Below are 17952 nucleotides of genomic sequence, written 5' to 3' on the forward strand. Positions count from 1 at the left end.
AGAACTGGCCTTCCTTGCCCCAGCGCAGCAGCTGCGCCTTGGGCTTGCCGTCATGTTCCAGCCCCGCGAACAGCAGGTCCCCCACTTGCACTTCGCCATCGGCGCTGCGCTTGTAGGCGACGATGATATCGAAGGTATCGCCCGGCTCGATCGCGGTATCGAGGCTGAGATGCTGGTCGAGCGCCATCAGGTATTGCTGGATCGCCTCGATCGGCGCACCCGATGCGCGGGCCGAGCGGTAAAGGCTGGTGCCGACAGTGCCGCGGATCCGCAGCGGGGTCGTATCGACCGCGATGGCATGGCTTTGCAGTGCAAGCGCGCCATTCTGCCTTGAAATGCTGAGATCGAGATCGAAGCGCGCGCGGAAGGCCAGGTGCTCGAGCGGCCGCCCCCCGCTGGCCGGATCGCTGCTGCCCAGCGTCACGTCGATCTGGGTGCCCGGCGCGATCGAGGCCGGATCGACCAGACCCGCGATAAGCTGCGCGGCGCGCAGCGCATCGCCCCCCGAAGTCCCGATCCGCCCCAAGAGGCCGGTAATGCTGTCGCCCTGCCCGAACGTCGCGGTCACCTGCACGCTGGTGCGTTCGGGAACCGAAGAGACCGGCACCAGCATGGAGCCAGCGGCCATGCGCCGGCCGGTGTCGGCACCCAAAGCGAGCGGCTGGATCGTCTGGCTGCGGAATTCATCGCGCGCGGCCGCGTCAAGGCGCATGGTCGGCGCCGCTTCGAGCGAGGAAAAGTCGGGCCAGAACGCCAGCGCCAGGGCACACAGGCCCAGCATGGTGCCGAGCCCGCGAAACCACCGGCCGCTGCCGATGTCTTCGGCGAGGTCGGGCGTGAAGTCGGGATGGGCGATATGGTCGATGAGGGCGTCGCAGCGCGCGCGCAGCCGTTCGCCAAAGGTCAGTTGCACAGCAATGTCCTCGACGGTGTCCTGACCCGGCTCGACCAGCGCGCGCGAAAGCGCGGCAACGCCCGATATGGGGCCACCGCTGCCGGATTCCAGCACTTCGCGCGGTTTGAACACAGGTATTGCCCCAAGGCTGCTGCAACTTAGCGCCCTCCCTGCACCGACGATGGTTAATCTTCGCCTAAGTCCCATGGGATTCGGCAAATCCAATTTTGCGACAAAGTGTTGGTGAAGTTAACCAAGCGTGCCTTGCAGCCCATACGCAGGGATGCCTAATCTCCCCGCATGGAGCGCGCCCCCCCTCCCCATGCACGCCGCTCGTCCGACGGACGGGTGAAGGCCGTGCTTGGGCCGACCAATACCGGCAAGACGCACCTCGCGATCGAGCGGCTTTGCGCCCATTCCTCGGGCGCAATCGGCTTTCCGCTGCGGCTGCTGGCGCGCGAGGTCTATGACCGGGTCTGCGCGATCAAGGGCGCGGACCGGGTTGCGTTGATCACCGGCGAGGAGCGGATCGAACCGAAGAACGCCCGCTGGCTGCTCTGCACGGTCGAAGCCATGCCGGTGGACGCCGACCTCGCCTTCGTCGCACTGGACGAAGCGCAACTCGCCGCCGACCGCGAGCGCGGCCACGTCTTCACCGATCGCCTGCTCCACGCGCGCGGGCGCGAGGAAACAATGATCCTGGGTTCGGCCACGCTGGAGCCGATGATCAAGGCGCTGGTGCCAGAGGCAGAAATTGTCAGCCGCCCGCGCTTTTCAACGCTCAGCCACGCGGGCGCCAAGAAGCTCTCGCGCATTCCCCCGCGCAGCGCGATCGTCGCCTTCTCGGCCGAGCAGGTCTATGCCGTGGCCGAAATGCTGCGCCGCTTTCGCGGCGGCGCGGCGGTGGTGATGGGGGCGCTTTCGCCCGAAACCCGCAACCGCCAGGTCGCGCTCTACCAGTCGGGCGAGGTCGATTACCTCGTCGCCACCGATGCAATCGGGATGGGGCTGAACCTTGACGTCGGCCATGTCGCCTTTGCCGGGCTCAGCAAGTTCGACGGGGTGCGCCAGCGCCGTCTGACCACGGCCGAAATGGCCCAGATCGCCGGCCGTGCCGGACGCCACCAGCGCGACGGCACCTTTGGCACCCTGGCCGGATCGGGCAGCCACGATGCCGAGTTCACCGAGGAAGAAATCTACGCGATCGAGGAGCACCGCTTCCCCCCGCTGACCCGGCTGTTCTGGCGCGAGGCTGAGCCGCGGTTCACTTTGCTCGATACACTTATCGCCGATCTGGAGAGCGGCCCGACGCTGCCTCAACTGGCTCCCGCGCCGGAAGCAATCGATCTTGCGGTATTGAAATACCTCTCTGCTGACCCTCAGATTTCCGGGACAATTCGAGGAACCGCGCAAGTTCGCCGCTTCTGGGAATGCTGCTCGCTGCCCGATTTCAGGAACTACGGAACCGAGAATCATGCCCGCTTCGTTGCCCGGATCTGGGAAGACTTGCGGCGCGGGCAGCTGGGCAGCGACTACGTTGCGCGTTCCATCGCCGAGCTCGACAACGTCAGCGGCGACATCGACACCCTGCAGATGCGGATCGCGGCGATCCGCAGCTGGGCCTATATCGCGCAGCGGCCCGACTGGGTGCTGGGGCGCGAGGAAATGGCCGCGCGCGCCCGCGCGGTCGAAGCGCGCCTGTCGGATGCCCTGCACGGGCGCCTGGTGGAACGCTTCGTCAATCGCCGCACCTCAATCCTGATGAAAAAACTGGGACCGGATACCGCTTTGCTTCCTGTAACATGTGAAAATGACGACGTGCTGGTCGATGGCGAACACATCGGCCGGCTGGATGGGTTTCGCTTCACTGTCGATGCCAATGCCCGCCTGGCCGACCGCAAGCTGTTGCTGGCTGCGGCGGAGCGCCATTTGCCGCAATTGCTCGCCTCACGCGCGACCGAGTTGGCCGATGCGCTGACCGCCGGTACGCAGACCCTGGCGCTGAGCGGTCCCCAGATCGCGTGGCAAGGCGCGCCGCTGGGCCGCCTGGTCGCGGGACGCGACACGCTGAACCCGCAGTTCGAAGCGCATCAGGCACTGTCCCAGATTCCCGAAGCGCCGCGACAAGCCCTGCGCGCCGGGATCGAATCGGCAATCGCGCGGATCCTGGCGCCGCTGGCACCGCTGCGCGAGCTGTCCGCCGCTACCACCGCGATCGAGGCTGGGCCCGAACTGCGCGCCATGCTGATCCGCCTGGTCGAAGCGGGCGGGATTATCGAGCGGCAGGCCTCGGGCCTCGAATCGCTTGGCAAGGATCAGCGCGACAGGCTGCGCAAGCTGGGCGTGCGGGTTGGCGCGCTCGACGTGTTCATGCCCGCAATGCTCAAGCCTGCGGCGCTCGGCGCCTGGCAAAGCCTGCTCGCCGCGCTGGGCCGCAACCTGCCCCAGCCAGCGCCGGGGATGCCGGCCGTCATCGCCCTGCCGGGCAAGGCCTCGCCCTGCCCGCCGGGCTACCGCCGGCTTGGCGGTCAGGCACTGCGCATCGATATGGCGGAAAAGCTGCTGCGCGAGGCCCACGGCATCCGGGTGGCCGCGCCCGGCAAGAGCTTTATCCTCGATCCTTCACTGGCGATTTCGATGGGCCTGGCAACGCCGGCCTATGCGCAGTTGCTGCGGCAGGGCGGCTTCAATGCCAACGCGCCGCGCCCGCTGCCATCGGGCGCATTTGGCCCGCCGACACCGCCACGCTGGCGCTGGAGGCCTGTCCGCCGCGGGGGCGAGAGCGGGCGCGATGCCAGCCCGCATCCGTCCCGCGAGGGTAGCGCCTTTGCCGCCCTGGCCACGCTGGTGCGTTAGACAGGAGGCGCGATGCGGATCGACAAGCTGCTCTGGTTCCTGCGCTTTACCCCCAGTCGCACGCTGGCGCATGACTGGGTTCTGGATGGCCACATGCGGGTCAACGGGCGACGGATCGAGCGCCCCGGCGCCGCAATCAAGGCGGGCGATGTGCTCACCCTGCCACTGCGCAGCGGCGTGCGGGTGATCGAGGTGCTGAACCTGCCGGAACGGCGCGGTCCCGCCAGCGAAGCGCAGGCCTGCTATCGGACGCTTGACGGCGCGGGCGAAAATCCCATAGCAGCGCAGGGGAACGAATTACCTTAAGAGGACAAGCCTGCCATGACCTATGTCGTCACCGACGCCTGCATCAAGTGCAAGTACATGGACTGCGTCGAGGTCTGCCCGGTGGACTGCTTCTACGAGGGTGAGAACATGCTGGTGATCAACCCCAGCGAATGCATCGACTGCGGCGTTTGCGAGCCGGAATGCCCGGCCGAGGCGATCCTGCCCGATACCGAGAGCGGGCTGGAACAGTGGCTCGAACTCAACGCCAAGTACTCGGGCGAATGGCCGAACATCACCGCCAAGAAGGATTCGCCCGAAGACGCGGACGATTTCAAGGGCATGGAAGGCAAGTTCGAAAAGTACTTCTCGGCCGAGCCCGGCGAAGGCGACTGATCGACCCTACGGAATCCGGCGCGAATCAAGGGGATCCGCGCCGTGTTCCCGTCCTTCCCGACAGCGTGAAACCGGCGGACCCGGCGCGTGATTCTGTGCGCTGGTAATTTTGTTGCGGATATGCTATATAATCCGCGACTGCCGGGGCTTTTGCGCCCCATCCCGCAGCCGACGATCATGAAAGGCAGGACGAACAGCGCGGTTGATGGGGACATCGGACCGGGTCGCAGGGGCTTTACCCCCCTTTCCCGCAGAGTACGGATCCCATAACCCGACTGGTGGCGCGAATCGCGTCCGTCCTGGCGAATGAAAGGACGTTACATGGTGGCCAAGGCGCACGCCTTCGATGTTGGTGACTACGTCGTTTATCCCAAGCACGGTGTTGGCCGGGTGATTGAACTGCTGGAGCAGGAAATCGCCGGCATGAAGCTTGAACTCTATGTCCTGCGCTTCGAGAAAGAACGCATGACCCTGCGTGTTCCCACGAACAAGGTCGAAGCGATCGGGATGCGCAAGCTCTCGTCGGACAAGACCCTGCGCGAAGCGCTCGATACGCTCAAGGGCAAGCCCAAGGTGAAGCGCACCATGTGGTCGCGCCGCGCCCAGGAATACGAAGCGAAGATCAATTCGGGCGATCTGGTGTCGATCGCGGAAGTCACGCGCGACCTGTTCCGCGCCGACGATCAGCCGGAACAGTCCTATTCCGAACGCCAGATCTTCGAAGCCGCCTCTTCGCGTCTCGCGCGCGAACTGGCCGCGATGGAGAAGACCGACGAACCGGCTGCGCTCAAGAAGATCCTCGCGATCCTCAACGAGCATGCGCCCAAGTACTACGCGGAAGCGGCGACCGCCTGATCCGCAACCTAGCCGGACTGCAAAAAGGGCCGTCCCCGTCGGGGCGGCCCTTTTCGTTGCGCCCCTTGAAAGGTGCGTCATGCTGTATTATTACTCTAATACACAATGCATAGGAGTTTCGGCATGAACCTTGGCAAGTTTCTGCGCGCCTTCGCGCCCGTGATCGCGGTGGCCATGGCCGCTGGCGTTTCGGGCTGCGATGGGGCCAACATCACGATCAACGGCGAGGAGGGCAAGAAGCTGTCCGAACTCGATCTCACCGGCAAGGCGCCCGACGAAATCGCGCTGCTCGGCCCCGATCAGGTCGAAGTGACAAGTGGGGACAAGCTGGCGATCACAGTCGATGGCGATCCCGAGGTGGTCGAACACATGCGCTTCGCGCTCAAGGACGGCTCGCTCGCGATCCTGCGCGAGGGCAAGTTCAAGCTGAGCGGCGACAAGGTGGCCGTGGTCCACGTGACCATGCCCGCGCCGCGCAAGATCAACATGCTGGGTTCGGGCAAGATTACCGCCGCCGCCCTGGCGCCCGATGCCGAAGTTACCGTGGCCGGTTCGGGCCAGATCGAAGCGGGCAGCGTTTCGGGCGGCAAGCTGGAGGTCACCCTGCCCGGTTCGGGCAGCTTCCGTGCCGCCGGCAACGTCGGCACGCTGGACCTGACGATCCTTGGCAGCGGCTCCGCCCAGCTCGATGCGGTCAAGGTCGACAAGGCCAAGGTCACGATCGCCGGTTCGGGCGGGGCCGCCTTTACTTCCGACGGCGAAGTCAAGGCCGACATCCTCGGTTCTGGCACGGTAACCGTGAAGGGCCGCGCGCGCTGCACCGTCAGCGCAATGGGTTCTGGCAAACTGGTTTGCGAAACCCCGGCTCAGTCAGCCGACAAGGATGACAAGACCGAAGCCCCGCAGGCTCCGGAGCCGCCCAAAGCGCCCGAGGCGCCCGCGGCGCCCTGATCAGGCCGCGGCGCGGCGCAGGCGGTCGTTGATCGCCGCGCCGATGCCGCTGTCTGGCACCGTCGCCACGGCGACCCTGGGCTGCGGTGCCGCCGCGGCCAGGTGCAGGCACTCATAGAGCCGCGCCGCCGCTTCGGCGAGATCGCCCGATCGTGACAGGCTGACATCCCCGCCAACCGGACCGAAGCCGATCAGGAATTCGTCCGCCTCAGCCTTTTCGGCACCTAATCTGACCGGCTTGCCCGGCGCATAGTGGCTTGCCAGCTGGCCCGGGGCCTCGATTCCCCTGCCCGCCGCCGTGACGTCAAGTTCGGGTCCGAGAATCGCAGAAATTTGCGCCGCGGTGACCGGTCCGGGGCGCAGCACCTGCCAGCCGCCACCTTCGCGCAGCGCGACGATCGTGCTTTCAATCCCTGCCGCGCAGGCCCCGCCATCGAGCACCAGCCCAATCCGCCCGCCGAGCGATGTCGCCACATGGCTCGCCCGCGTCGGGCTGACCGCGCCGCTGCGATTGGCCGAAGGTGCGGCAAGCGCGAGGCCGCTCGCCTCAAGCACCGCGCGCATCACCGGGTGGGCCGGACAGCGCAGCGCCACGGTTGGCAGGCCCGCCGTCACCGCCGGGGCGATTCGCGCATCATCGCGCAGCGGCAAGACCATGGTCAGCGCACCCGGCCAGAACGTGGCGGCGAGCAACTTTGCCCGTTCATCGAACACGGCAATCTGCTCGCCCTGAGCGAGGCTGGCGACATGGACGATCAGAGGGTTGAAATCGGGGCGGCCCTTGGCACGGTAGATTGCCGCTACGGCATCTGTACTGTCGGCCCGCGCGGCCAGGCCGTAGACAGTCTCGGTCGGAACGGCAACCAGTCCGCCGCCACGAAGCGCCGCAACCGCCTCCGCAATACCGGAGGCGTCCGCGGTGAGAATACGCGTGGCTTGCGGCTTGTCGCTCATCGTGCCTGCGCTATAGGCGCTCTGTACGAAAGCCAAGGAAAAGCGCGAGGGAAGCCATGGAATTCACAGCCGCCACCGCCGATCAGGTGCTTGCGATCCGCGTCAACTCCGGGATCGAGGAAATCGCCGCCCATCCCCGTTTCGCCGCCGCCAGCCCGGACATGGTCGAAGCCATCGTTGAAGGGATTGGCGCTTTTGCCGCCGGCGAATGGGCTCCGCTCAACCGCAAGGGCGATCTTGAAGGCGCGGTGCTGGCCAATGGCCGGGTCACACTGCCCGACGGATTCGAGGCCGCCTACCGCGCCTATGTCGAGCAGGGCTGGAACGCGATTGCCGGAGACGAGCGCTTTGGCGGTCAGGGTCTGCCCTTCACGCTTGCAGCCAACGTGATCGAAAACCTTGGCACCGCCAACATGGCCTTCGGGCTGCTGCCGATGCTGACCGTTGGTGCGATCGAGGCAATTGCGCATCACGGCAGTCAGGCCCAGCAAGATCTGTTCCTGCCGCGCCTGATCAGCGGCGAATGGTCGGGCACGATGAACCTGACCGAGCCGCAGGCCGGTTCCGACGTCGGTGCACTGCGTACCACCGCAACCCCGATCACCGAGGGCGAACACGCGGGACGCTACCTGATCAAGGGCACCAAGATCTTCATCACCTGGGGCGAGCACGATCTGGCCGGGAACATCGTCCACCTCGTCCTGGCCCGCACCCCCGGCGCACCGGCCGGGAGCCGAGGCATCAGCCTGTTCATCGTGCCCAAGTTCCACGTTGCCGCCGATGGCAGCCTGGGCGCGCGCAACGATGTGCGGGTGGTCAGCCTTGAGCACAAGCTGGGGATCATGGCCTCGCCCACCTGCGTGATGAGCTTTGGCGACAACGATGAATGCATCGGCGAGCTGATCGGGCACGAGAACGGCGGCCTGAAAGCCATGTTCACGATGATGAACTCGGCCCGCATCAACGTCGGCAACCAGGGCGTGCAGATTGCCGAGCGCGCGCTGCAACAGGCGCAGTACTATGCGCGCGAGCGTGTGCAGTCGGCCCGCGCAGGCTCGCCCAGCAAGGATTCGGTCGCGATTGTCGAGCATCCCGATGTGCGGCGAATGCTGCTGCGGATGCGGGCGCTGACCGAAGGCGCGCGCGCCCTGCTCTATTACACTGCAGGACAAGTCGATCGCGGGACGCTCGGCGTGGCAGGTGCGCAGGAACGCGCCGATTGCCTCGTGCCGATGATCAAGGCCTGGGGCACCGACATCGGCTGCGAAGTTGCCAGCCTTGGCGTGCAGATCCACGGCGGCATGGGCTTTATCGAGGAAACCGGCGCCGCCCAGCATTACCGCGATGCCCGGATCACGCCGATCTACGAAGGCACCAACGGCATTCAGGCCGCCGACCTTGTCACTCGCAAGCTGGGCTATGAAAACGGCGGCGTATTGACGTCGCTGCTGGGCGATGTGGCGCGCGAGGCGGGCGCAGGCTCGCCGCTCGCCGAGCTGGCGCAGGATTGCATCGCCATCGCGCAATGGATGGCGGGCGAGGCCAGCCTCGACGACAAACTGGCGGGCAGTGTGCCGTTCTGCACGATGTGCTCGGTCGCCGTGGCCGGGTGGCAGCTGCTGCGCCAGGCCCGCGCGGCCGAGGCGGAAGGGGGCAAGCTTGCACAGACCAAGCCGGTCATCGCGCGCTACTTTGCAGAGCATATCGTGCCCGAGGCGCAGGGCCTGAAAGCGGCTGCCACGGCCGGCGCCGGCCTGCTATACGCTCTCGATGCCGAGGCGCTGGCCGGATGAGCGATCAGGGAGATCCGCTGGCCCGGATTGCAGACGCACTCGAACGGCTGATCCCGCCCGCGCCGCCCGCCACGGACTGGCTAAGCGCACCGGCCTATGTCTGGGATGGAACGGCACGCGGCGTGGGGCGGATTGTCGCCCCGGCGCTGTCGCTGCTGCGCGGGATCGATCCGCAAAAAGAACTGGTGACGGGCAACGTTGCCCGCCTCGCCGCCGGCCATGCCGCCCATGACATGCTGCTGTGGGGCGCGCGCGGCATGGGTAAGTCGGCGCTGCTGCGCGCCAGCGTGGTCGCCGCCGATGCCGCCGACCCCGGCGCAATCGCGCTGGTGCAGGTCGCCCCCGATGCCCTGCCGACGCTGGCGGGCCTGTTCTCGACGCTAGGTCAGCTCAACCGCCGCTTCCTGGTGTTCATCGACGACCTTGGCTTCGAGGACAGCGACGGCGCAGGTCCGCGCGCACTGCGCTCGTGGCTCGAAGGCGGCGTTGAAGCCCGACCGGGCAATGTCCGCCTCGCAGTCACCTCGAACCGCCGCGCGATCGTGGCGCGGCACCTGTCCGAGCAGGACGACCCGATCAACCCGCGCGATGCGGTAGACGACCGGCTGGCCCTGGCTGACCGGTTCGGCCTGTCGATCGGCTTCCACAATTGTAGCCAGGACGATTATCTCGCGATCATCGCAGGCTACTGCGCCGAGCTTGAGCTGCCGCTCGACGAGCACCACGCGCTCGAATGGGCCAAGCGCCGCGGCCAGCGCTCGGGCCGCGTTGCCTGGCATTACATCACCGAACTGGCGGGACGGGCGGGCAAGGCGCTCTAACCTTGCCCGAAGCCGGGCCGCTTACTGCTGCTTGACCTTCGAATCGGCCTTGAAATCGGCCTTGAACTGCGCGTTCGGGTCGCCCTTCAGCTCGCGCTGTGGCGGCATGTGCTCGGTCACCACCGGCTTGATCGGCGCACTGGGCTTGGCTCCCGGCGCCGTGACGCGCCAGACGATCCCGGCGGTATCGTCGCTGACGAGCAGCGCGCCATCCTTGGCGAAGGCTACCCAGGTCGGTCGGCCGTGGGTCTTGCCATCGCCGGTCAGGAAGCCCGTGAGCACCGGCAGCGGCTTGCCCTGCGGGTTGCCATTGGCGTCGAACTTCACAAAGACCACGTCATACCCCGATAGCGGAGTGCGGTTCCACGATCCGTGGCGAGCGATGAAGGCGCCATTGGCATAGTCCGGGCCAAGCAGTTCGCCGCCGACCGCGAAGGCCAGGCCAAGCGGCGCAACATGGGCGCCCAGCGCATATTCGGGCTTGCGCACGAAATCGTCGAAGTATTCGGGCGGAGCGCTCTTCACGCGGTCGTCATCATATTTCTTCCAGTAGACCCACGGCCAGCCGTAGTGCGCGCCGACCGGGACATTGGTGAGATAGTCGGGGACGAGATCCGGTCCGAGCTGGTCGCGTTCGTTGACGACGACCCAGAGCTCGCCGGTCGAGGGGTTCCAGCCCATGCCGTTGGGGTTGCGCAGTCCTTGCGCGTACTGGCGCGGGTAGCCGTCCTTGTAGAGATCCTTTTCCCAGATCGCGGCGCGGCCCTGCTCAAGCTCCATGCCCTTTTCGCCGATGTTCGTTGCCGAACCGACCGCAACGTAGAGCTTGTGCCCATCGGGGCTGAGCACGAGGTTGCGCATCCAGTGATTGCCGCCCGCCGGCAGGTCCATCACCTTGCGCGGATCGCCCTTGATCTCGGTTTCGCCCAGCTTGTAGCTATAGGCGAGCACCATGTCGTGGTTGGCGACGTAGAGCGTATCGTCCCGCCAGGCCATGCCCGAGGGCGAGATAACAGTTTCGCCTTCGCGCAAAACGAACCTCTGGTCGGCCTTGCCATCGCCATTGGTGTCGCGCAGCAGCACGATCTTGTCGGGCGAGGTGCCATGCGCCCCGGCCCGCTTCATGATGATTTCACCCACCTTGGCAGTCAGCCCGCCGCCCAGATTTCCCCCCGGCGCATCGGCTTCCGCAGCTAGCACGTCGCCGTTCGGCAGCACATAGATTACGCGCGGATGATCCAGCCCGTCGGCAAAGCGGGTCACTTGCAGGCCTTTGGCGGCCTGGGGTGCTTCGCCAGCGGCCCAGCCGATCGGCTTCGCAATGGCGACGCTGGGAATCTGTTCAGGTTTGGGCTTCGAAATCACCGGATCGCGGCCCGAAAGTTCGTCTTCGGTGTATTCAGCGGGAGTTCCGCGCCAGATCCAATAGGCCAGGCCGCCGAAGACCATCAGGAATACGGCGAGGGCGACAAGCAGCTTGCGTTTGGTCGTCATGGCGGGGGAGATTAAGGCCAAGCGCGCCGGGCGGCAAGGCGGGACTGGTCGAGCGAGGCTTGCTGGGCTAGGTGGCTTGATCATGTACGCATTCGAGCCAGATCCCAACCAGTCCAAGACCGAACTCTATCGCGACCTGACCGAGGCTGCGGGGGCAATCGTCGCCGGAGAGCGTGACGGCATCGCCAATATGGCGAACCTTGCCGCGCTGATCTGGCAATTCGTCCCCCGACTCAACTGGGCCGGTTTTTACCGGATGATCGATGGTGAACTTGTGCTCGGCCCGTTCCAGGGCAAGGCGGCGTGCATCCGCATTGCCCTGGGCCAGGGGGTGTGCGGAGCGGCGGCGGCGCGCGGTGAAACCCAGCTGGTACCCGATGTCCATGCCTTTCCCGGCCACATCGCCTGCGATGCAGCAAGCGCTTCCGAACTGGTCGTGCCGGTGCTGCGCGATGGGCGGGTGATTGCGGTGATCGATCTCGACAGTCCCGAGATTGGCCGCTTCGACGCCGACGATGCGCGGGGTATCGAAGCCCTTGCCGCACTGATCGCATCCTCGATCTGAGCCAATTCGCCGCTCGGGACGTTGCTGCGCATCGGGCTAGCACAGCTCCACTTCGAGCCAGTACTGCTCCACTTCGGGACAGTGAGTCACTCTCCTGTCCGCTCGACTTGGTTTCCTGCGCATCGCGATGCTAAATTCCGGGTTAATACCGGGATTCGACCGGTTGTGCCCCGAGGGGAATGCAATGACCAATCGTACCGCCCGCCTGCCGGTGCTTGGCGCCGCGCTGGCTGCAACCGTTCTGGCCGGTCTGGCCCAGCCCGTGCTTGCGCAGCCCGTACCGCCGCCCGGCACCGTGATCGATGCCGAAGGCCGTGTTTACGGCGACACCCCTTACGATCCGCGGCCCGAATGGAAGGGGCCGCCCCCGGTCCAGCAGCTACCTGCGCAGCCGGTCGGTTATGACCAGCCATTGCAGCAAGGTCCGGGCACTGATCAGGCCGCCTGGTTGCGCGCACGCGAGGACTGGCTGGCCGAATGCCGCCGGACTCACAAAGGCAGCAAGGGGACCGTCACCGGGGCCGTGGTTGGCGGTGTCGTCGGCGGGGTGATTGGCAACCGCGTTGCTGGCGAGGGCGACCGCACGGTCGGCACGATTGCCGGGGCCGCTGTCGGCGCGGTGGCCGGCGGAGCGATTGGCAGCCGGGCCGACAGCAACCGCGCCCGCGACTGGTGCGAGACCTATCTCGATCGCTACACCGCGCAGGCTCCGGGCTATGGCCCGCAGGGCTATGCCGCTTATGGTTATACCTATCAGCCCGTCATGGTGATGGTGCCTGTCATGGTCGCAGCCGCTCCCGCGCCGAAGCGCAAATGCGTCGAAACCACCGTGGTCGAGGAATGGGTTGAAGTGACGCCTGCCAGGCCGCACAAGCGCCACATCCCCGACAAGCGCGTCAAGATCGTGCCCGACAAGCGGGTCCGGGCAGACTGATTGTCGGCAATGAAAAGGGGGCTCAAAGCCCCCTTTTTTGCAAGTGCCCCCGACATCGGCAGGGACACTTGTCGCCTTTGCCCCCGCTTAGAGCGAGCGGCCGATCAGTTCCTTCATGATTTCGCTGGTGCCACCGAAAATCCGGGTCACGCGTGCGCCGCGCCACTGCTTGGCGATCGGATATTCGTTCATGAAGCCCGCGCCGCCGTGCAGCTGGAGGCACTTGTCGACCACTTCGCCCTGCAGTTCAGTGTGCCACAGCTTGGCGGCCGAGGCTTCGACCGAGGTCAGTTCATGCTTGAGATGGCGCGCGATCACCCAGTCAAGGTGGGCCCAGCCGACCTGCAGCTTGGCCTTGAGATCGGCGAGGACGAAGCGGGTGTTCTGGAAATCGAGCACGGTCTGGCCGAACGCCTTGCGCTCACGGCAGAACTCGACGGTCATGTCGAAGGCGCGCTGGGCGGCGACCTGCGCCGAAATGGCAATGCCCGTGCGTTCCTGCGGCAGTTCGCTCATCAGGTAGATGAAGCCCTTGCCTTCTTCGCCGAGGCAATTGGTGATCGGCACGCGCACGTCCTCGAAGAACAGCTCCGAGGTGTCGGCTGCATCAAGCCCGACCTTGTCGAGGTTGCGGCCACGCTTGAAACCTTCGCGATTGGCTTCGACCAGGATGATCGAGACGCCCTTCCACGCCGGCTGCACTTCGGTATCGGTCTTGCAGCAAACCAGGATCAGGTCGGCGTTCTGGCCGTTGGTGATGTAGGTCTTGCTGCCATTGATGACATAGTGATTGCCATCCTTCTTGGCCGTCGTGCGCAGGCCCTGCAGGTCAGAGCCGGTGCCGGGCTCGGTCATGGCGATGGCGGTCACCACCTCACCCGAAACCATCTTGGGCAGCCAGGTTTGCTTCTGCTCTTCCGAACCGTACTGGATGAGATAGTTGGCGACGATGTCCGATTGCAGCGAGAATCCGGTGGCAACGTCCGTGCCATAACCGATTTCCTCGTCGATGATCGCGTTGTAGCCGAAATCAAGCCCGAGGCCGCCATATGCTTCGGGTACGGTCGGGCAGAGCAGACCCAGCTCCCCGGCCTTGGGCCAGACGTCCTTGGGAATGATCCCGTCCTCGTCCCACTTGGCGGCGTTGGGTTCAAGCTGCTCGGCAACGAAGCGGCGGACGGTTGAGCGGAACGCTTCGTGGTCTTCGTTATAGCAGGTGCGATGCAGGTTATCGAGCGACATGGGGAATCCTCTCTGACAGGAAATTGTTGGCAAGAGGGTTAGGCACGAGGCCGCGCGGCGGTCAAGCCGAATTTAATCGAGCGGTTAAGGAGCCGAGTTGGCCGCCTGCTGCGTTTGCGGCGCCAGTTCGGGGCGAATGCGCCCAAGCCGCAGCGAGGGATTGGCACGGTCAATCCGCAGCGTGCTCGCAACCGGCTGGCGCACGCCCAGTGCGGTCGCACTCGCGCTGCCGATCTGCAGGCGGTAATCGCCATATGGCACCGTGTCGAACAGGACATAGCCATCGAAGTCCGAGAGGCCGCGCAGGATCACGCGCCCCGCGGTGTCGGTCAGTTCGACCGTCACGCCGCCGCGCGGTTCACCATCGGGGCCCAGCAGGATCGCCTCGATCTCTCCGGTCGGGGCAAGCGGCAGCGAGAGGCTGGCCTGAACCCCAGGGCGCGGCACCACAACCATGCCGCGGCCCTTGGGCTGGAGCAGTGGATCGGGCAGCGAACCCGTGTCGATCGAAACCAGCACCGGGACATAGGGCTGCAATCCGTCGATGACTGCGCGGCCATCGGCGTTGGTCGGCTTGTCGCTATGGCGATAGCCCGCCTCGACCGTCACGCCTTCGACCGTTTCCTCGCCCGGCTGCTGATAGCCGTCACCGTTTTCGTCGCGGAACACGGTGATCGCGGCCTGGCCATTCTCGGCCAGCCGGTCGCGCGAAGTGCGCCAACCGCCGTCAACCGGATCCGGACCGAAGCTGAACGCCGCGGTCAACGAGAAGCTCAGTCGCCCGGCGGTGTCAGCGCGGCCATCGGCGCGCAGGGCGAACCGGTCAAACTGGTGGACATAGCCCAGCGTGAACTCGTGCCTCGCGGCGGGCGCATCGAATTCATAGCCGGCCCGCAGGGTCGAACGCGGTCCAAGCGGTGCTTCGACCACGAACTGGCCCTGTTCGAACCCGCGCCGCTCGGTCCCGCCAACTGCGCCCGAGAGACGGAACTTGGCCGAACCGCGCAGCCGTACCCGGCCGATCGAGCTGTTGCCCATGATGGTCAGCACCGTGCCCGGATTGTCCGCGCCGCTCGCCGCATTCGGCCCGCCAACGGTGCGGTACATCAACTCGGCGCTGAGCGAGACCCGATTGATGTGCAGCGCGCCGCGCATTAACCATTCGGTAACTTCTCGACCGTCGCGGGTGCGAACCTGGCGCACGCCGCCTTCCAGCGGCAGGCTCCACGAACCCACGCGCACCGGCACGTTGAGCCGCAGGCTATATTCGTGGCTTTGCTGGGCTTTGACGAGCTCGCTGTCAAAATTGCCATCGACCCACAGCACCTGCGCATCGAAGCGGACGGTGCCGACACGGCCCAGCGCCTCGGCGCGCAAGGCGCGGCCCGCCCCGAACTGCTGGGCAGCCGAGGTTTCGAGCAGGAGGCCGCCGAACGAGCGACGCAGCGTTGCTTCGAGATAGTCCTGGCGGTGGCCGTCAAGCATCAGCGACTGATACTCGACCCCGACCGAGGTCCGCTTGTTAAGGCCGCGCTCGACCCCGACGCCCCAGCGCCAGCCGGTCTGCGGAGTGGTGAACTTGTCGGTAAAGTCGATCAGGTCATGACCATCCTGAAGGATGCCAGCCCAGAACCAGGTCTTGCCTGCCGGTATCGCCTCGGCACCAACAGGCACGCTCGAACGCTCGTGGCGAATCTGGCCTTGCGGGCCGTAAAGCACGACCTCGAAGTCGTTTTGCCCGAACAGCAACTCGATATCGGCGAATTCATAGCGCCCATCGCCGCGATCCGGTTGATAGGCGCGCAATTCGCCATTGCGATAGAGCTCGGCATCCCATCCTGAGGGCAAGGCGCCCCGCAGCGTGGTCACGCCAAAGCGCGCGGGCAGGTTGAGTGGCCGGTTCGAAACGAACGCCCCGCGGCCATAGGCGCCCTGACCGGTCAGCGCACCGCGCTCGGTCGAAACATCGCCATAGGCAAGCTGCGTCGCGTGCAGGCCGCCGAGCAGGCCGCCATCGGGATCGTTGCGATAGAGCGTGAAGCGCAGGGAATCCGGAATGCCGAACTTCGATCCGGTCAGCCGCGCAGTAAAGCTCATGTCGATGACTTCGCCGCTGGCGAGCGCCTCATAGTGCACCTGGGTACCGCCGCTGCGGCTCCACTGGGTCTGGACCTGAACATCGACCGAAGGCGTGCGCCAATCGCGGTACGGCACATCGGCCTGCGGCATCTTCGCGAGGTCGAATTCGCCCAGACCGGGGGTGCGAAGTCGCGCGGCGCGACTTTTGCGCTCGATCCCTTCAAGGAACGGCAGCTTTTTGTCGGACTTGATAACAATCGCGAGGTTTCCAAGGTCAGGTGCGAACTGGACCCCCAGCCAGGTCGAGAGCGCACCAAGGTCCATGCACCAACCTTCGGGTGTGTCGACGATCGCGGTAGCGCCGATCGCGCGAGCGCCGTTCATGGTTTGTACCGTATTGGCTTCGCGGTCGAGAATGAAGCGCTGATCCTCCGCGAAGAGCCAACCGGTTGCGCGGCGCGACTTTTTATCAAGTCGCACCGGCAGGTCGAGCGCCTGGATCAGGTCAGCAAAGTCAACGCAGACGCCGCTGGGCGTCTGGTATCCGCGCAGGTTGTCACCCAGCCGGTACTGGCCGCTGCGCAGTTCGAGCAGCAACTGGTCATCTTCGCTGGGTTGCCAGGGCGCGGCTTCGGCACTGGTTCCGCCAAGCACGACACAGGCCGCAGCGAATGCCGCGGCCAGGTGCCTGAAGCGGGTGGACCAGTTTGCCATGACGTCAGATTTTCAGATAAATGTCTTTAGATCAGTATCTTAATTAACCGTCGTGGTGATTTCGGCAATCAGCGCTCCACCATTTTCCGGCAGTTCCCGATATTCGATCTTGATCGGCCCCTTGAGGCGCGCCGCCTGTTCCGGGTTGAGCGGAATGCGTGCGACGCGGTGGCCAACTTCGGGATAGATCGCGATGCCCTTGAGGCTGAAGATCGGCTGGCCCCGGGCATCCTTGCCATTGAGTTCGCCATAGACCGAACGCTGGCCGGTGCGGGTCATGTCGAGTTCGAGGTAGCTGCCCTGCGGCGTCGTCACGAGGTGCGGATTCGCGAGGGTAGCGCTCGCCTCAAGCCGGCCTTTGCGGACGATCACGGGGATCGTGATGCCGTAAACTGGCACCAGCTTGATCGAGACGCCCGTCGCATTGGGGTCGGCGGTCGCTTCAGCCGGGACGGCAGGCGGGATCGCGCGGAAGCTCATATGGACGCGGTATTCACCGTCGGGCAGCCCTTCGGGCGGGCGCACCGAGATGCGAACCGACTGCGGCTGGCCGGGCAGCAGCGTGATCCGGCGCGGCGCATAGCGGATCATCGCCAGGCCAGCCTGTTCGGTCTGGTTGGCATCGGCTTCGGCAACGTCGTTGATGTCGCCGTCCGCGTCCATGCGGCGCAGTTCGAGGCTGATGCGATAGGTCGCAGGCTGGCTGCCGATATTGCTGAGGATCACCTCGGCACTGCCACCGTTGGCGATAACCACGCGCGTCGGCGCGACGAGCAGGTCGCCCTGGGCCGCGGCCGGGACCGCACCAAGGGCTCCGGCCAGCGCGGCACCACCAATCATGATCCTGCGGACGATCTGGTGGAGCGGACGAATGTTCAGCATTGGCAACCCCTTGAGAAACTTGTCGCGGGGTGCATCTCACCCCACGGGAATTCCCCTAGGGCTTAGGAAAACAGGGTTAATTTTCGGCTAACCATAAGATCCTTGGGCGCAGAAAAAGGCCGCACCCACGCTTGGCGGATGCGGCCCCTTTGCTTGTCTTCCGCAGAGACCGGCCCTGCGGAGTGGACAGTTTCTTACTGGTATTCGACCGAGACGTCGAAGGTGCCGCTGTAGACACCCGGGGTCTGGCTGCTGGC

Annotated in this window: 14 protein-coding genes and 1 pseudogene; 9 read left to right on the top strand and 6 right to left on the bottom strand. The window is 65.6% G+C overall.

Translation table 11 applies throughout. The features are described from left to right. Positions 1-1027 (bottom strand): annotated as a pseudogene (locus ACE3SN_RS11220) (M23 family peptidase); the annotation flags it as partial. 168 nt (positions 1028-1195) lie between these two features. Between ACE3SN_RS11220 and ACE3SN_RS11225 the strand changes: the two are divergent. The 5 genes from ACE3SN_RS11225 to ACE3SN_RS11245 all read left to right on the top strand — a co-directional run bounded on the left by ACE3SN_RS11225 (position 1196) and on the right by ACE3SN_RS11245 (position 6217). Next, positions 1196-3751: a helicase-related protein gene (locus ACE3SN_RS11225; RefSeq protein ID WP_374530037.1), complete on the top strand. Its 2556-nt coding sequence runs from the start codon at positions 1196-1198 to the stop codon at positions 3749-3751. A gap of 12 nt (positions 3752-3763) precedes the next feature. Beyond that, a complete protein-coding gene (locus tag ACE3SN_RS11230) occupies positions 3764-4057 on the top strand; it encodes an RNA-binding S4 domain-containing protein (RefSeq protein ID WP_374530039.1) in 294 nt (97 codons plus the stop codon). A gap of 15 nt (positions 4058-4072) precedes the next feature. Then, positions 4073-4411 (top strand): ferredoxin FdxA, encoded by a 339-nt coding sequence (gene fdxA / locus ACE3SN_RS11235; RefSeq protein WP_374530041.1) that lies wholly within the window; start codon positions 4073-4075, stop codon positions 4409-4411. A 321-nt stretch (positions 4412-4732) separates the two neighbouring features. After that, a complete protein-coding gene (locus ACE3SN_RS11240) occupies positions 4733-5266 on the top strand; it encodes a CarD family transcriptional regulator (RefSeq protein ID WP_374530043.1) in 534 nt (177 codons plus the stop codon). Positions 5267-5389: 123 nt separating this feature from the next. Continuing rightward, positions 5390-6217 carry a head GIN domain-containing protein gene (locus tag ACE3SN_RS11245; RefSeq protein ID WP_374530045.1) on the top strand — a complete coding sequence of 276 codons (828 nt, stop codon included), beginning with the start codon at positions 5390-5392 and terminating at the stop codon, positions 6215-6217. Here the strand turns inward: ACE3SN_RS11245 and ACE3SN_RS11250 are convergent, their stop codons facing one another. Continuing rightward, positions 6218-7171 (bottom strand): L-threonylcarbamoyladenylate synthase, encoded by a 954-nt coding sequence (locus tag ACE3SN_RS11250; RefSeq protein ID WP_374530047.1) that lies wholly within the window; start codon positions 7169-7171, stop codon positions 6218-6220. A 56-nt stretch (positions 7172-7227) separates the two neighbouring features. On the opposite strand from ACE3SN_RS11250, the gene ACE3SN_RS11255 reads away from it, so the two are divergent. Continuing rightward, positions 7228-8964 (top strand): acyl-CoA dehydrogenase, encoded by a 1737-nt coding sequence (locus ACE3SN_RS11255; protein ID WP_374530049.1) that lies wholly within the window; start codon positions 7228-7230, stop codon positions 8962-8964. After that, positions 8961-9785: an ATP-binding protein gene (locus tag ACE3SN_RS11260; protein WP_374530050.1), complete on the top strand. Its 825-nt coding sequence runs from the start codon at positions 8961-8963 to the stop codon at positions 9783-9785. The genes ACE3SN_RS11255 and ACE3SN_RS11260 overlap by 4 nt, the downstream gene beginning before the upstream one ends. Positions 9786-9806: 21 nt before the next feature. On the opposite strand, the gene ACE3SN_RS11265 is transcribed toward ACE3SN_RS11260, so the two are convergent. Then, entirely contained in the window at positions 9807-11279 is a 1473-nt protein-coding gene (locus ACE3SN_RS11265; protein ID WP_374530052.1) for a sorbosone dehydrogenase family protein, read from the bottom strand. 82 nt (positions 11280-11361) lie between these two features. Here ACE3SN_RS11265 and ACE3SN_RS11270 point away from each other — a divergent pair, with 82 nt between their 5' ends. After that, positions 11362-11844: a GAF domain-containing protein gene (locus tag ACE3SN_RS11270; RefSeq protein WP_374530054.1), complete on the top strand. Its 483-nt coding sequence runs from the start codon at positions 11362-11364 to the stop codon at positions 11842-11844. A 184-nt stretch (positions 11845-12028) separates the two neighbouring features. Next, positions 12029-12778, top strand: coding sequence for a glycine zipper 2TM domain-containing protein (locus ACE3SN_RS11275; RefSeq protein ID WP_374530055.1), 750 nt, complete (start codon positions 12029-12031; stop codon positions 12776-12778). Between the two features lie 87 nt (positions 12779-12865). Here ACE3SN_RS11275 and ACE3SN_RS11280 read toward each other — a convergent pair whose 3' ends face one another. The 3 genes from ACE3SN_RS11280 to ACE3SN_RS11290 form a co-directional block, all read right to left on the bottom strand. Next, positions 12866-14020 (bottom strand): acyl-CoA dehydrogenase family protein, encoded by a 1155-nt coding sequence (locus tag ACE3SN_RS11280; protein ID WP_374530057.1) that lies wholly within the window; start codon positions 14018-14020, stop codon positions 12866-12868. Between the two features lie 84 nt (positions 14021-14104). Beyond that, positions 14105-16813, bottom strand: a complete 2709-nt coding sequence (locus ACE3SN_RS11285; RefSeq protein WP_374530059.1) for a carboxypeptidase regulatory-like domain-containing protein — start codon at positions 16811-16813, stop codon at positions 14105-14107. Positions 16814-16852: 39 nt separating this feature from the next. Next, entirely contained in the window at positions 16853-17695 is an 843-nt protein-coding gene (locus tag ACE3SN_RS11290) for a molecular chaperone (RefSeq protein WP_374530061.1), read from the bottom strand. Positions 17696-17952: the final 257 nt, after the last annotated feature.

Origin of the sequence: Novosphingobium sp., assembly GCF_041915465.1 — a bacterium.
GTDB lineage: Bacteria > Pseudomonadota > Alphaproteobacteria > Sphingomonadales > Sphingomonadaceae > Novosphingobium.

Excerpts from the sequence above, each read along its gene's own strand:
- ACE3SN_RS11225 (WP_374530037.1), top strand. The coding sequence starts at position 1,196 with ATGGAGCGCGCCCCCCCTCCCCATGCACGCCGCTCGTCCGACGGACGG.
- ACE3SN_RS11230 (WP_374530039.1), top strand. The coding sequence starts at position 3,764 with ATGCGGATCGACAAGCTGCTCTGGTTCCTGCGCTTTACCCCCAGTCGC.
- fdxA (WP_374530041.1), top strand. The coding sequence starts at position 4,073 with ATGACCTATGTCGTCACCGACGCCTGCATCAAGTGCAAGTACATGGAC.
- ACE3SN_RS11240 (WP_374530043.1), top strand. The coding sequence starts at position 4,733 with ATGGTGGCCAAGGCGCACGCCTTCGATGTTGGTGACTACGTCGTTTAT.
- ACE3SN_RS11245 (WP_374530045.1), top strand. The coding sequence starts at position 5,390 with ATGAACCTTGGCAAGTTTCTGCGCGCCTTCGCGCCCGTGATCGCGGTG.
- ACE3SN_RS11250 (WP_374530047.1), bottom strand. The coding sequence starts at position 7,171 with ATGAGCGACAAGCCGCAAGCCACGCGTATTCTCACCGCGGACGCCTCC.
- ACE3SN_RS11255 (WP_374530049.1), top strand. The coding sequence starts at position 7,228 with ATGGAATTCACAGCCGCCACCGCCGATCAGGTGCTTGCGATCCGCGTC.
- ACE3SN_RS11260 (WP_374530050.1), top strand. The coding sequence starts at position 8,961 with ATGAGCGATCAGGGAGATCCGCTGGCCCGGATTGCAGACGCACTCGAA.
- ACE3SN_RS11265 (WP_374530052.1), bottom strand. The coding sequence starts at position 11,279 with ATGACGACCAAACGCAAGCTGCTTGTCGCCCTCGCCGTATTCCTGATG.
- ACE3SN_RS11270 (WP_374530054.1), top strand. The coding sequence starts at position 11,362 with ATGTACGCATTCGAGCCAGATCCCAACCAGTCCAAGACCGAACTCTAT.
- ACE3SN_RS11275 (WP_374530055.1), top strand. The coding sequence starts at position 12,029 with ATGACCAATCGTACCGCCCGCCTGCCGGTGCTTGGCGCCGCGCTGGCT.
- ACE3SN_RS11280 (WP_374530057.1), bottom strand. The coding sequence starts at position 14,020 with ATGTCGCTCGATAACCTGCATCGCACCTGCTATAACGAAGACCACGAA.
- ACE3SN_RS11285 (WP_374530059.1), bottom strand. The coding sequence starts at position 16,813 with ATGGCAAACTGGTCCACCCGCTTCAGGCACCTGGCCGCGGCATTCGCT.
- ACE3SN_RS11290 (WP_374530061.1), bottom strand. The coding sequence starts at position 17,695 with ATGCTGAACATTCGTCCGCTCCACCAGATCGTCCGCAGGATCATGATT.